Source organism: Nocardia sp. BMG111209, from assembly GCF_000381925.1.
Taxonomy (GTDB): domain Bacteria; phylum Actinomycetota; class Actinomycetes; order Mycobacteriales; family Mycobacteriaceae; genus Nocardia.
The window spans coordinates 1,423,213-1,437,100 of sequence record NZ_KB907307.1 but is presented as its reverse complement, the minus strand read 5'-3'; the positions used below and the strand labels follow the sequence as shown (position 1 = coordinate 1,437,100).

Below are 13,888 nucleotides of genomic sequence, written 5' to 3'. Positions count from 1 at the left end.
TTCCGGAACTATACGGAAAGTTTTTCCGCTTACGCAAGAGGATGGGAAATGGCCGACTACAGCACGCCGGGCGACGGTCAACCAGCGCCGCGCCGACGCCGCGCCGACGCGCGCCGCAACGTCGATGCCTTGATCGAGGCCGCGCGGACCGTTTTCGCCACCTCCGGCGTGGACGCACCGGCGAAGGAGATCACCGACCTGGCAGGCGTCGGAGTCGGCACGTTGTACCGGAATTTCCCGCAGCGTTCCGACCTGGTCAAAGCCGTCGTGGAAAGCGGGATCGATGCCGTGGCCGACGCGGGCCACTCGCTGAGTGCCACGCACGAACCGGCACAGGCACTCACCGAGTGGATCCACCGGCTGACCGAACTGCTCGCCACCAAACGTGGACTGGCCTCGGCGCTGCACTCGGGTGATCCGGCATTCTCGGGGCTGCCCGGCTACTTCCTGCAGCGGCTCGGCCCCGTCCTCGCCGCGCTGCTCGACGCCGCGGTGGCCGACGGCACGGTTCGCGATGACCTCGGTGCCGAGGATCTCCTGCACGTCATCACTCAACTGTCCCAGCCCGTCCCCGGGCGAGGGCTCGACCACAACCAGCGCATCGTCGACGTCTTCGTCGACGGCCTACGTCACGGAGCCACGCGACGGCCTGCCGCACAACGACTTCGCCGGACCGGGAGTTCCTAGGTCCTGCTCTTCGCCAGACGCCGGGCGAGTTCGGCTTTGTTGCGGAGGCCCAGTTTCCGGTAGATGCGGGTGAGGTTGACCTCGACCGTTTTCGGGCTGATGAACAGCGTTGCGGCGATGTCCTTGTTGGTCATTCCCGAGGCGGCCAGGTCGGCGACTCGCTGCTCGGAGGCGGTGAGGATCGTATCGCCGTTGCGGCCGTTCGATATTCGCGCCAATTCGGCGTTCACCCGATCCGCCCAGAGGGGCGTCGCCAACGCCTCGAATGACGAAAGGGCTTCCTGGAGTACGGTCTTCGCCCGGTCCTTCTGTCGTGCTCGCCGGTGCAGTTGACCGCGCAGCAGTCGCGTGCGTGCCAGTTCGAACGGCATCGGCAACCGAGCATGAAAATCTATCGCCGCATCGGCCGCGGCGGCCGCACCGGGGAGATCACCTCGGGCGGCCGCCAGCATGGCGCGACAGCGCGCACCTGTCGCGAGCATCCACGGACGGTCGAGCCGTGCGCCGTTCGCCTCCAATCGGCGGACGATCGATTCGGCCTCTTCGAGGCGGCCCAGGTGGATGAGAGCCTCGGCCGCGTCGGGCAGGAACGGTGCGGTCAGGATTTCCGAGCTGCGCGGACTCATCGCCGCGACGGTCAGCAACGGCTCCAATGTGTCGACTGCCGCTCGATGGTTCCCGACCGACAGCTCGAGAAATCCGAGGGTGGCGATCGTCCACGGCAGCAGACTGGCCGACCCGGATCGCCGGCCCGCGTCCAGCGCATCGGCCGCATCGCGGCGAGCATCCTCGACCCGACCCCCATAGGCGGCGACCATCGCACGGATCGTCAGCCCGACGAACAGTGACGTATCTCCCCCGAGCTGCGCCGCCCGCTGTAGACCTTCCTCGTCGGCGCGTGCGGCACGGGTGTAGTCGCCGGACCAGATGTCGATGAGCGCGCCGTAGAACAGGGCGAAGATGATCTCGTTCTCGTCGCCGCGGTCGATGCACTGTTGCCGGGCCGGAGTCATCCGGTCCCGTGCACGGTCGAGATCGCCCGCACATGCGATCAACAAGGGGTATTGCAGGGTGGGCCGCAGCGCGATCGCCATCGGGGCATCGCCTTCCAGGTCGACCCCGCGCCGCAGGCTTGCTTCGTCGAGTCCGTCGCCACGGACGAGCGTGACCAGGGCGCGAATGCCCAGTGCCTGGCTCAGGACCGGCCCGGACTGCACGCTTTCGGCAGTCGCCACGGCTTGCTGGATACGGTCGGTGGCACCGTCGAGGTCGCCCAGACTCAACAGCGTGGAGGCCAGGATCAGCAGAGCCTGCGCACGCAGCGCCGGTTCCTGATCCGAATGGACCAGCGCCTGCTCCAGCAGGAGCTTCGCTTCGAGGTAGCCCTGACTCAGGACAGCGACCGTTGCGCGCAGCGCGAGCGCCTGGGCGCGGAACGGTCCGGTGGGCAGACCCGTGATCGCGTCGTCGAGCAGGCGTCCGGCGCGGGTGATGTCGCCGGCATCGAGGTGGTGCCGCGCCGACCGGAGTTGCCGCTGCGGAGTGTCACCACCCAGGCCGATCGCATAGTCCACGAGCTCCGCCGCGGCGGCGGGCGCGCCCCGTTTGCGCGCCAGCACAGCCGCGTCGTCGAGCGCGGCCAGGGTTTCCGGCGATCCGGTCACCGATCCCAACGCGAGGTGCCGGGCCCTGGACTCGGGATTGTCCACCACACCGGCGAGACGGCGGTGGGTTCGACGCCGATCCGCAGGCAACGCTCTGTCGTATACCCCACGGGCCAACAAGGGATGAGTGAAGCGCACGTATCGTCCGTCGAGTTCGACGATCGATTCCCGCTCGGCCTCCTCCAGCAACGCAACGACTTCCGTGACGTCCGACCCGACCGATCGCGCGACCGACTCGACCGTCGGCGCGGCGGCACACGCTGCGGCCAGCAACGTGGTCTGTACCGCGGTGGGCAGACTGCTGATCCGCGCATCGACCAGCTCGGTCAGAGTCGAGGTGAGCGGGACCCCGCCGGGCGCACCGTCGGGTAAGGCACGACCGAGTTCTATTGCGTAGAACGGATTTCCCCCGGACACCTCGTGGATCCGCACCAGCACCGGCCGCGGAAACGTCCGGCGCAGATGTTCGGACAGCACGGCGTGCAGAGCACCGATACTCATCGGACGCAACGATATTCGCTGTGCCGGCCGGTCGGCTCGCTGCAGCCAGGAGAAGAATTCGGTGCCACGGCTGCGGGTCGCGCCGAGCACACCCACCCGTCCCGCCAATCGGCGAGCAACGTAGGAAACCACGCGAACGCTCGACGGGTCGAGCCAATGCATGTCGTCGATCGCCAGGAGAACGGGTTTCTCGTCCGCCGAGCGTTGGATCGCGCCCAGACAGCCTGCCGCGACAGCTCTTTCGTCCGCGGGAACATCGCTGTCTCCGCTGTTCTCCCGTAGGAGCATGCGATCCACCGCACGCCGCTGCAATCCCGGTAGCTCGTCCCAGATCGCGGAATCGATCGGGCGGACCAGGTCGACCAATGCCGAGTAGGCGTAGTCGAATTCGGCAATATTGGGCTGCGCCGACAACACCCGGAAACCGAGGTCCCGCGCGCGGCCGACAGCCGACTGGATCAGGGTGGTCTTTCCGAGGCCCGCCTCACCCTCCACCAAGACCGCCGCCCCGTCGATACGTGCGGTAGCAAGGAATTCGTCGATCACCGACGACTTGTCGTCAGCCGCCATGACCGCCTCTCACCGGAAAATCGGCATCCGCAGGACCCGCTGCGCAAATATGACCCGGCTCCGAGTCTGCCCGGCCGGTGCGGACCGCGTCACGGGTATCGGACTACTCGGCTCTGTCCGGCGAGCGACCCGTCGGTACCCGAAAAGGTGGACAGGCATCGGATCGACCTGCAGAGGGGTTAGGGAAACACCGGATTCGCGCGGGGCCCCGGGCACCTAACGTGCGGTGGGTGGGTACACCTGCTCCGCCTCTGTCGTGCTATCTCGTCGAGTGGTACCGGCCCGGACTCGACGCCGAGACTTTCGACGGGATGACGGTCGCGTTGGCGACATGCGCCGCGTCGATGTCCGCCGAGGGCTCACCGGTGGAGCTGCTCCTGACGCTCTGTGTGCCCGAGGACGAATTCGCGCTGGGCGTCCTCACCGCCGGATCCGCGGACATCGTCACGCGGGTATGCCTACGGGCCGGGACCCCCGCCCAGCGGGTCACCCCGGCCGACGCCTACCTCAGCAGCCGCCGGCCATGGGGAAACCCCTGATTCCCACGCGGTCTCCGCTTCATAGCGTCGAACGCAGCGGGGTCGGACCGAGCGCCGTCCCCCATTTGTATCCAGGGGTGGACAGGAGATGAACATGTCCCAGGCAGGTAGCCGGTCGCCGGCCGGAAAGCGCGAATTGATTCTCATCGCCGACGCGGCGGCAGAAATCAGCATGACACCAGCGAGTATCACATCTCGATCCGGCCGAGACGTCACCGAGTTGGCGCGGGCCCTTTCCGCCGCCGGCGCTACCGTGCGGCCGCTGTTCGGCGCGACCGAGGACAGCGCATTCGAGCAGCCACCGGGACCGATGGAAGCCGACACCGGCGAACTGTCGCTGTATTACCACGTTCACGCCCCCGACGAGGCGCTCGATCGGTTGGCCGGACAGCTCGCGTCCTTGCCGGGCGTCGCGGCCGCCTATGTCAAACCGGCCGGCGAGGCGCCGGTGATTCTCGCCCCGGCCCCGCGGCCGGCAGGTACCACACCGGCGGCACCGACACCCGATTTCTCGGCCGGCCAGGGATATCTCGATGCCGCTCCCGGCGGAGTGGACGCCCGGCATGCCTGGACCCGGCTCGGTGGACGAGGCGCCGGTGTGGAAATCATCGATTGTGAATGGGCCTGGCACTTCGACCACGAGGACCTCTCGTTGAACCAGGGTGGGATCGTCGCCGGAACCCCGACCGACGATCAACGCGACGTGGACCACGGCACGGCAGTCCTCGGGGAATTTCACGGCACGCCGGATGCCGCCGGTGTCACCGGGATCAGCCCCGACGCGTTCGTGCGGGCATCGAGTTTCTCGCAACCCACCGCCACTGCGATCCGGTCGGCAGCAGACGCGCTCAGCGCCGGCGACATCATCGTGCTCGAAATCCACCGCCCCGGACCACGTCACAACTACCAGTTCCGCGACGACCAACTCGGTTACGTCCCGATCGAATGGTGGCCGGACGATTTCGCGGCCATCCGATACGCCACGGGGCGCGGCATCATCGTCGTCTCGGCGGCGGGCAACGGAGCCGAGGACCTCGACGACGTGATCTACCGCTCGCCCGCGCCCGGATTCCCCACGACCTGGACCAACCCGTTCGATCGCGCCAACCGCGACGCCGGGACGATACTCGTCGGCGCCGGCGCCCCGCCCCCGAACACCCACGGGAACAATTGGGGGCCCGACCGTTCACGACTCGATTTCTCCAACTACGGTGCGAGTCTCGATGTCCAAGCCTGGGGTCGCGAAGTCACCACCTGCGGCTACGGCGATCTGCAGGGAGGACCGGAGCAGACGAGGTGGTACACCGATTCGTTCGGCGGTACCTCCAGCGCCACGCCGATCGTCGTGGGCGTATTGGCGTGCCTGCAGGGCATATTGCGCGCCGCGGGCAAACCGATGCTGACCCCGGCGACCGCGCGGGCTTCGCTGCGCGCAACCGGTTCGCCACAGCAGGATACGACCGGCCGGCCCGCCGTCCAGCGAATCGGCAACCGCCCCGATCTCCGGCAACTCATCCGGATTCACGCACCCAGTGGAGTCGGCGAGCATGCGATCAACGACGGCCGGCCCTTCTGGATCGCTGACTTCGGCGGAACCGGCCACGACGAGGTCCTGTTCTACGATCCCGGTGACGACAACTGGTGGCTGGGCACCATCACCGACGACAAACAGAACTGGTCCCAGGTGGGCAACACCAACGGGTTCGGGCATGCGATCAACGACGGCCGGCCGTTCTGGATCGGCGATTTCTCCGGCGTGGGGCATGCCGAGGTGCTGTTCTTCCATCCTGGTGACGACAATTGGTGGCTCGGCACCGTCACCCATGGCCAGTTCCAGTGGTCATTGGTCGGTAATACCAGCGGGTTCGGGCATGCGATCAACAACGATCGGCCGTTCTGGATCGGGGACTTCTCCGGTATCGGGCATGCCGAGGTCCTGTTCTATTTCCCTGGAGACGACAATTGGTGGCTCGGCACTGTCGTCCATGGCCAGTTCCAGTGGTCGCTGGTCGGTAATACCAGCGGGTTCGGGCATGCGATCAACAACGATCGACCGTTCTGGATCGGGGACTTCTCCGGCGTCGGGCACGCTGAGGTCCTGTTCTATTTCCCCGGTGACGACAACTGGTGGCTCGGCACCATCACCCACGGCCAGTTCCAATGGTCGCTGGTCGGTAATACCAGCGGGTTCGGGCACGCGATCAACAACGATCGACCGTTCTGGATCGGGGACTTCTCCGGCGTCGGGCACGCTGAGGTCCTGTTCTATTTCCCTGGTGACGATAACTGGTGGCTCGGCACCGTAACCCACGGCCAATTCCAGTGGTCATTGGTCGGCAACACCAGCGGATTCGGGCATGCGATCAACGACGGCCGGCCCTTCTGGATCGGCGATTTTTCCGGTACCGGGCACGCCGAGGTCCTGTTCTTCCATCCCGGTGACGACAATTGGTGGCTGGGCACCATCGTCCATGGCCAGTTCCAGTGGTCGCTGGTCGGTAACACCGGCGGGTTCGGGCATGCGATCAACAATGATCGGCCGTTCTGGATCGGTGATTTCTCCGGTATCGGGCGTACCGAGGTCCTGTTCTATTTCCCTGGTGACGACAACTGGTGGCTCGGCACCATCACCCACGACAAGCAGAATTGGTTGCAGGTGGGCAATACCCGTCACCAATGACGCGGCCTCCGGCTCCGACACCGATCGGTGACCGCCCCGGCGCGGTCATCGATCGGTTTCACCGGACCGGATCGAGAACTGTTCCGCCACAAGTGGATCACGCGCAAACGGTGACAACCGCTCAGGCGCGGCCCGCTACCGGAGCGGCGTGATCGCGCTGAGGCCGTGGTGGCGGCACGGGGCGGTCCAGGCCCCTTACACATCCTGCGCTGGCCCGATCGGCGGGCCGCGCTGAATTCGCGCTGGTGACAAGGGATATCGCGACGAGGTGCGCGTGACCGCGCCGAACACGGTGGCCCCGTTCGTTTTCGGGTCGTGTGCCGATGATGCCCTGCTCAGTACACTTGTCGCGGGATTCAGGGAGGACATCATGGGCGGGGAGTCCGATTCCGTACGTCGATTACATGTCGGTGGTGAGGTATCCGGCCAGGTGGTGGTAGGCGACCACAACGTCGTCATCCACGCCGAGGGCTCGCGCATCGTGGTGCGCGAGGGCCCCGCTCCGGCGGTCACGCGCCGGGAGCGGCCGGTCGGGTTGCCGTTGCCGCGCGTCGGTGTCGAATTATTGGGCAGGGCAACGGAGTTGGCACTGCTGGCGCAGTGGGTCGAGGAGGGGGTGCCGGTCGAGGTGTGCGGCGTCGCGGGTGTCGGCAAGTCGGCGCTGTTGCGCCGCTTCGCCGCCGACCGCGCCGCGGCGGGCCGGGATGTGGTCTTCGTCCACGCTGCCGGGCTGACGATCCCCGACCTGCTCCAGGAACTTTTCCAATCCTGTTACGACGCACCGGATTACCTGCCCGACCCGCTGCGGTTGCGGCGGCTGATGGGGTCGATCCGGGCACTGGTCGTGGTGGACGACTTCGCGGGCGACGCCGACGATCTCCTCACCCTGACCGACGCGCTCCCGTCGAGCGATCTGGTGGTGTCGACCGAGCGGCGGCTCGCCTGGACCCAGGCCCGCTCCCTGCCGCTGCAGGGCCTCGACGAACAGCACGCGCTGGCGCTGCTCGCCCGTGAACTCGGGCACCGGCCCGAGGGGGACGAGGCGCCGATCAGGCAGTTGTACGAGGCCGCGCGGGGGCATCCGCGCGCGCTGATCCAGGCCGCGGCCTGGTTGCGCACCGGCGGTTCCGCCACAGTGGTGGCCGATCCGGCGCTGCTGCAACGCGCGATGGTGGCCGGGCTGGGCGAACTCGCGCAACGTGTGCTGATCATGTTGCACGCCATGGCCGGACTGCCCGTGCCGGTCGAGATGTGCGGGGTACTGACCGGCGACGCCGAGGTCCGGCCCGCGCTGACCGAACTGACGGAACTGGGACTCGCCGACAGCTCGGCCGCAGGATTCGAGCTGGCCGTCGATCCGGAGTCGGTGGCAGCGAGCGTGCCGGCCGCCGCGCCAGGCGCGGCCGCGTATGCCGGAGCATTGCTGGAATGGGTGACGCGGACCGCGGAACCCGGTGACATCGTGCGCGCCGCGCCGATCGTGGTCCGGGTACTCGATGCGGCGATCCGGTCCGGTGAGCACGACACCGCCTGCGCGCTGGCGCGGAAGGTGTCGCCGGTCTTCGGCTTCGCGCTGCGCTGGGGCACCTGGCGCAGTGTGCTGAAACTCGGCGAACAGGCCGCTGCCGCTTCGGGTTCCGGCGGTGACCTCGCCTACTTCCAGCACGAGGAGCGGATCCGCGGCCGCGTGCTGTCGGCCGTCACGACGGTGGCCGCGGCCGGCGTGGGAGTCGCGGGCGGCGTCGGCGCCGGGCAGGTGGTGGCCGCGCACACGGCCCGGCAGTCCGTACAGGCCGTGTTGTCCGCCCATCCGATCATGATCGCCGCCGCTGCCGCGGCGGTCGTGGCCGCCGGCGTCGCCGGTGCGACGGTCTTGTCCGGCGACCCCACCCCGGTCGACGCACAGGCGCCGTTCACCACGATCATCGGCCTGCCCACCACCGCGGCGGGTCTCACCACCATCCCCGCCGGCGTCACCACCTCGGGTCCGGCGCCGTCGACCGAGGCCCCGAGCAGCGGGTCGCCGATCTCCGCGCCCCGGCAGGAGCCACCCACGGCCGGACCCGGCAGCGGGTTCTGCCCGCCCGTCGCCGACAGCGCGGATTTCGGCTCCGTCGCATCCGGCGCGACGGTGCCCCGGGACGTCTCGTTCCCCCAACTCGCCTGCGACAACATCTCGGCGGCCCATGTCCAGGGCGATTCCGTGTTCACCGCCGTGCCCACCGCCTGTCCGCCGAACAGCGACGGGTCGTGCACCTTCCGGGTGACCTTCCACCCGACCGCACCCGGTACCTATCACGCGGCCCTGCTCGTACCCGACATCTACGGGAATCAGCAGGATGTCGCGATCTCGCTCAGCGGCACCTCGACGTCCGGTACCGGGCCGACGGGACCGACCGGCGGACCGACCGGTCCGACAACCGGGCCCACGACCGGTCCGACGACGGGGCCGACGACCGGGCCGACGGGTCCCACCGGGCCGACGAAGCCGACCGGCCCTGCCGGGCCGAGCACCGTCCCCTTCAGCAAACCGCCCACCACACCTCCGGCCACGAAACCGTCCGTCACCGCACCACCCACGTCCTGAGGAGAGCCATGCCCGACACACCGGCCGATCGGTACAACATCCATGTAGGCGGCAGCGTCAGCGGACAGGTCACCGTCGGACAGGGCAACACCGTCAACCGGATCGAGGCCGGGCGCGACGCCGCGCTGGTGTCCGAGAGCGATATCGCCGAACTGCGTGGCGAATTCGACCGTGTCCGGGCCCGGCTGCCCGCCGACGGCGCCATCGCCGACCAGGCCCGCGAACACCTCGACGATCTGGAGGAGGCCGTCACCGGCCCCCAGCCCGACCTGACCACCATGGAGTACGTCCGAAAGTGGTTCGCGCGGAAGCTTCCTCAGCTCGCGGGCGCGGTCACCGGACTCATCGTCCACCCGATCGTGGGCCGGCTGGTCGAAGCGGCGGGCTCGGCACTGGCCGCCGATTTCCGGCGCCGATTCGGACCGGACCAGTAACGGGTTCTCACGCCGGGTCCGGTCCGCACGCCTCGGCAACGACGCCACCTGCATGTCCCACCGAGGACGCTAATATTTGCCGACTGGTAGCCATTCGAGCGGATCGGTGGTGTCGGAGACCGTGGCAGGAACAGATGTGGCGACGAGGAATATCGTCAGCGCCTGGTGGCGTGACCCGGTGGATTATCGATGGCTGGTCGGGACCTTCGAGTCGCGGGGTGCGTTGCGTGCCTTGAAGATGGTCGTGGCGATCGCGGGATTGGCGATGGCCGTGACCGCGGTGTTGAACTGGCGGTACACGACCGGCGTGCTCAGCGTCGTGCTGATCGTCGACATCGTGGCCGGCGTGCTGTGGGCCGTGCGGTGGTCGGTCGCGCCCTGGCCGGGTGAGTGGACATCGCTGGTTCTGGTGGCGATCGCGGACCTTCTGATCACGTGCGGTTGTCTCGCGGACAGCGGCGGGTTCTTCAGTATCGTCAGCCTGTCCTGGCTGATCGTCACCGGAGGTTATCTGACGGTATTCCACGGGCCGCGGATCCTGGTTCTGCATGCGGGATGGTCGGTCCTCGTGGTCTTGACGATGTCCTGGTTCCGGCTGTTCGGTCAGGACGACAATCTCGTCCGGGCATCCATGGTGCTGACCATGGGGGGACTGATGGCGGGACTCATGCCCACCCTGCAATTCTGTTCGTGGGTGCTCCGGATCCACGCGCTGTCGGATCCGCTGACCGATCTGCTCAACCGTCGCGGCCTGGACTACTACGTGTCACGGTGGTTCGGGCCACACGACCGTGAGCCGATCAGCGTGATGACCATCGATGTCGACCGGTTCAAGGCGGTGAACGACACCCTGGGTCATGCCGAGGGCGACCGGGTGCTGCTTCGGATCGCGGACTGCCTGCGCGCCGAGAGTCCCCCGGGGGCGGTGGTCGTCCGAAGTGGCGGGGAGGAGTTCGTCGTCGCCGCGCATCTGAGCGGGGATGCCGCGGCCGGTGAGGCGGAGCGGTTGCGGCATGCCATCGAGGCGGCCGTGGGACCGGTGACGGCCAGTATCGGTGTGGGTGTCGCCGAACGGCGTTCGCCCGGCCGGGATCTGACCGCCTTGCTGCTGAGTTCGGATTCGGCGATGTACCGGGCGAAACAGTCCGGTGGAAATACCGTATCGGTGAATATCTGACGGTCGCGGCGTATTCCGAAGCGATCACCGGGTCGACACGCCGAGGCGGCCCCCGGGCTGTTGCCGGGGATCGCTGTCCGGCGGAACGGATCCAGGACTCACATTCCCGAGGTAACCCCACGCGCGGCACGCGGGCAGCAACGCGCCGGGAACGGCCGTACCGCTGGGTATCGGCCGGTGCGGCTGGATGACTCCGGAGCGGATGGTGTCGCTCCAGTCACCGATGCCGCGGACGTAGGAACCGTGGTCGAACCGGCCGTATTCGAGCATGCCGGGTTCCCACGCCACGCCCAGAAAGTCGCACAGGGCCCGGACCGTCGGCTCGGGCCGCGCGGTCAGATCCTCGTACCGGACATCGTGACCGGGCAATTCGGCGCGCGCCTCGGTCATCGCCGCGACGAACGTCATCGTCCGCTGCACCGGGTCGATATCCGTGCGGTGCGACCATGCCCGGCCCAGCGATTCCGCGATATGCGCCGGATGCCGGAACAGGAAGACGTAGCGGGCATCCGGCCAGCATTGCGAGATGCGCCGCCAGTTCATGACGCTGTTCGTGGTCTTGTTGACGATCAGGTCTTTACCGCTGCGAATCAATTCGTGGTGCAGCATGCGGTCCCACAGCAGGTGTTCGATATCGGTGAGGCTCATGCCGAGTTCACCGAGCGATATGCTCGCGTACTGCTCGGCGAACTCGCTCGCCTCCCAACTCCGCTCCTGGACGGTGAGCAGGGTCAGGTGCAGTTCGTGGGGTGCGTGCAGCCGGGAATGACTGTCCAGAATCGACCGCAGCAGCGTCGAACCGGATCGGGGCGGGGACAGCACGAAGATCGGCGCGGGGACCAGGCGGTGCACGGTCACCGTCCCGCGGTGGGCAGCTCGACCAGCCGGCAGGCGGTGAGCAGCGCGACGACCCGGTCGGCGGATCCGGACACGGTCTCATCCGAGGTGTCGAGCAGCAGGTGCGGGGACACCGGCACCTCGTAGACGCCGTCGATCCCGGTGAGCTCGGTCAGCTCCCCGCGTTCCCGGCGGGCGTACAAGCCCTTGACGTCACGCTCCCGGCAGACCGGCAGCGGCGTCGCGACGTGGACCTCCAGGAAGGCGAGACCCTGCTCGGCGTGTTGCGCACGCATCCGTGCCCGGTCGTCGGCATAGGGCGCGATGGCCGCGACGAGGACGACGACGCCGTACCGGGCCAGTAGCGCCGCGACCGTGGTGATCCGGCCGAGATTCCGGGCCCGATCCGCCCGGGACAGGCCCAGTTCGGGCCAGAGCCGGCGGCGGACGTCGTCGCCGTCCAGCACCTCGGCGGCGTGCCCGCGCTCGGCCAGCAGGCCGCGGGCGGCATGGGCCAGCGTGGTTTTACCCGAACTCGGGAGCCCGGTGAGCAGTACCGTGCCACCATTGTTTTCCGGTCCGGGTCGCGCTCCGTGATCCATGGGATATTTCTGACACGGCGAAGTGATGTCCGGGTAGCGAATTCGCGAACTCCCGCCGCCGATATTCGCGCCGCCCTGTTTCGACGCCGAGAATATCGCACCGATAATGGTGTCGAACTCCGCATATCCGCGGATCCCGGTTCTGCGTCATGAGTAATACCGATCGGGCAATTCGTTTCGGCAATTGATATGGACGGCGGCTCACCGTTCCCGCCGGACCGTGCCCGCCACGACGAAAAGGTAAGCGCCGCAAGCGGCTACAAGCAGCCAACCCGGACGGGTGGCGGCCGCGAGCCGGTCGGCGCCGGGACCGGCGACGAGCCCGCCGATCACGGCGATGCCGACTGCCGATCCGATGTGCCGGGCCGTCGCCGTGATCGCGCCGACGACCCCGGCCCGCTCGGGCGGCACACCACCGACAGCTCTGTCGGTGATCGGCGCGTTGGCGAATCCGATGCCGATGCCGAGCAACAGGTATGCCCCCAGCAGCGCGGCGACGGGCGTGTCGTCGCGCAGGCCCACCAGGCTCAGGGCGCTCGTCGTGATGAACGTCGCGGCGATCAGCAGTGCCGTGCGCGCCCGGCCGCGGCTCACCAGGATTCCCGCCGCCGGCGCGCACGCGGCCGCCGCGAGCGCCAGCGGCAGGATCGCGCAGCCGGTGGCCAGCGGCGTCCAATGCCGGCCGCGCTGCAGGTAATACGTGTTGAGCAGTAGCGCGGCGTTGAGCAGCAGCAGGACGGCCGCCGCGCCGAGCACTGCGGTGCCGAACGCGGGTCGGCCGAACAGCCGGGGGTCGATCAGGGGTTCCGCGGTGCGCCGCTCGGCCGCAACGAATCCCGTTGCGGCCGAACCGATCACGAGACAGCTGAGCAGAACGGCCGGCGACATCCAGCCGGCGGACGGGCCCTCGATCAGGACGAACACCGAGAGTCCCACGACAACGGTCAGCAACCCCTGGCCCGGCAGGTCGAGCGCCCGCCGCCGGCCGCGGGAATCCGGGACGACCGCGGCGCTCAGCACGAGCACGGCCACGACCACCGGGAGGTTGACCCAGAACAGTGCCCGCCAGCCGAAGAAGGCGAGCAGCACACCGCCGGACACCGGTCCCGCGGCCAGGCTCAGCCCGAATACCGAGGCCCACACCCCGATCGCGCGGGCCCGCTCGCGCGGATCGGGCAGCACGTCGACGATGATCGCCAGCGCGACCGGGCCCAGCATGGACGCGCCGGCGCCCTGCACCGCCCGCGCCGACACCAGCGTCGCGGCCGACGGGGCCAGCGCGCAGGCCAGCGACGCGGTCCCGAACATCACGAGCCCGAGCTGGAAGACCGGCCGCCGCCCGAACCGGTCCGCCGCCACCCCCGCCGTGATGAGCAGGCAGGCCAGCGCGACGGTGTACGCGTCCAGCACCCATTCGAGACCACGGGCATCGGCTCCCAGGCCGGCGCCGATCGCCGGCAGCCCGACATTGACGATGGTCGCGTCCACCCCGATCAGGAACACGCTCGAGGTGCAGACGGCCACCACCGCCCAGCGCCGGACGCTCCCGGACTGCCGGTGTGTCGTGGTCATCGGCGCCTCCGCGGGAACGAGATCTCCGGCAACCGAAT

Annotated in this window: 10 protein-coding genes; 6 read left to right on the top strand and 4 right to left on the bottom strand. The window is 68.4% G+C overall.

Annotated elements, in window-relative coordinates; all coding sequences use genetic code 11:
• Window positions 1–48: 48 nt before the first annotated feature.
• Window positions 49–687, top strand: coding sequence for a TetR/AcrR family transcriptional regulator (locus tag G361_RS0106300; RefSeq protein ID WP_019926215.1), 639 nt, complete (start codon window positions 49–51; stop codon window positions 685–687).
• On the opposite strand, the gene G361_RS0106295 is transcribed toward G361_RS0106300, so the two are convergent.
• Entirely contained in the window at window positions 684–3,422 is a 2,739-nt protein-coding gene (locus G361_RS0106295) for a LuxR family transcriptional regulator (RefSeq protein ID WP_019926214.1), read from the bottom strand. The genes G361_RS0106300 and G361_RS0106295 overlap by 4 nt on opposite strands.
• Before the next feature lie 230 nt (window positions 3,423–3,652).
• Here G361_RS0106295 and G361_RS0106290 point away from each other — a divergent pair, with 230 nt between their 5' ends.
• From G361_RS0106290 to G361_RS0106265, 5 genes are all read left to right on the top strand, one after another.
• Window positions 3,653–3,961, top strand: a complete 309-nt coding sequence (locus G361_RS0106290; protein WP_036494629.1) for a hypothetical protein — start codon at window positions 3,653–3,655, stop codon at window positions 3,959–3,961.
• A 94-nt stretch (window positions 3,962–4,055) separates the two neighbouring features.
• Window positions 4,056–6,641 (top strand): S8 family serine peptidase, encoded by a 2,586-nt coding sequence (locus tag G361_RS47680; protein ID WP_081635481.1) that lies wholly within the window; start codon window positions 4,056–4,058, stop codon window positions 6,639–6,641.
• A 370-nt stretch (window positions 6,642–7,011) separates the two neighbouring features.
• Window positions 7,012–9,228: a hypothetical protein gene (locus G361_RS50205; RefSeq protein WP_196814428.1), complete on the top strand. Its 2,217-nt coding sequence runs from the start codon at window positions 7,012–7,014 to the stop codon at window positions 9,226–9,228.
• A gap of 8 nt (window positions 9,229–9,236) precedes the next feature.
• A complete protein-coding gene (locus G361_RS0106270) occupies window positions 9,237–9,662 on the top strand; it encodes a hypothetical protein (protein ID WP_019926210.1) in 426 nt (141 codons plus the stop codon).
• Window positions 9,663–9,798: 136 nt separating this feature from the next.
• Window positions 9,799–10,839 carry a diguanylate cyclase gene (locus tag G361_RS0106265; protein ID WP_019926209.1) on the top strand — a complete coding sequence of 347 codons (1,041 nt, stop codon included), beginning with the start codon at window positions 9,799–9,801 and terminating at the stop codon, window positions 10,837–10,839.
• A gap of 24 nt (window positions 10,840–10,863) precedes the next feature.
• Here G361_RS0106265 and G361_RS42535 read toward each other — a convergent pair whose 3' ends face one another.
• The 3 genes from G361_RS42535 to G361_RS0106250 all read right to left on the bottom strand — a co-directional run bounded on the left by G361_RS42535 (window position 10,864) and on the right by G361_RS0106250 (window position 13,850).
• Window positions 10,864–11,697 (bottom strand): sulfotransferase, encoded by an 834-nt coding sequence (locus G361_RS42535; RefSeq protein ID WP_019926208.1) that lies wholly within the window; start codon window positions 11,695–11,697, stop codon window positions 10,864–10,866.
• Window positions 11,694–12,278 carry an adenylyl-sulfate kinase gene (gene cysC, locus G361_RS0106255; protein WP_019926207.1) on the bottom strand — a complete coding sequence of 195 codons (585 nt, stop codon included), beginning with the start codon at window positions 12,276–12,278 and terminating at the stop codon, window positions 11,694–11,696. The genes G361_RS42535 and cysC overlap by 4 nt, the downstream gene beginning before the upstream one ends.
• Window positions 12,279–12,479: 201 nt before the next feature.
• Entirely contained in the window at window positions 12,480–13,850 is a 1,371-nt protein-coding gene (locus G361_RS0106250; protein ID WP_026342751.1) for an MFS transporter, read from the bottom strand.
• Window positions 13,851–13,888 lie beyond the last annotated feature (38 nt).

Coding starts and splice junctions, on each gene's coding strand:
- G361_RS0106300 (WP_019926215.1), top strand. CDS start 49: ATGGCCGACTACAGCACGCCGGGCGACGGTCAACCAGCGCCGCGCCGA.
- G361_RS0106250 (WP_026342751.1), bottom strand. CDS start 13,850: ATGACCACGACACACCGGCAGTCCGGGAGCGTCCGGCGCTGGGCGGTG.
- G361_RS0106270 (WP_019926210.1), top strand. CDS start 9,237: ATGCCCGACACACCGGCCGATCGGTACAACATCCATGTAGGCGGCAGC.
- cysC (WP_019926207.1), bottom strand. CDS start 12,278: ATGGATCACGGAGCGCGACCCGGACCGGAAAACAATGGTGGCACGGTA.
- G361_RS47680 (WP_081635481.1), top strand. CDS start 4,056: ATGTCCCAGGCAGGTAGCCGGTCGCCGGCCGGAAAGCGCGAATTGATT.
- G361_RS50205 (WP_196814428.1), top strand. CDS start 7,012: ATGGGCGGGGAGTCCGATTCCGTACGTCGATTACATGTCGGTGGTGAG.
- G361_RS0106295 (WP_019926214.1), bottom strand. CDS start 3,422: ATGGCGGCTGACGACAAGTCGTCGGTGATCGACGAATTCCTTGCTACC.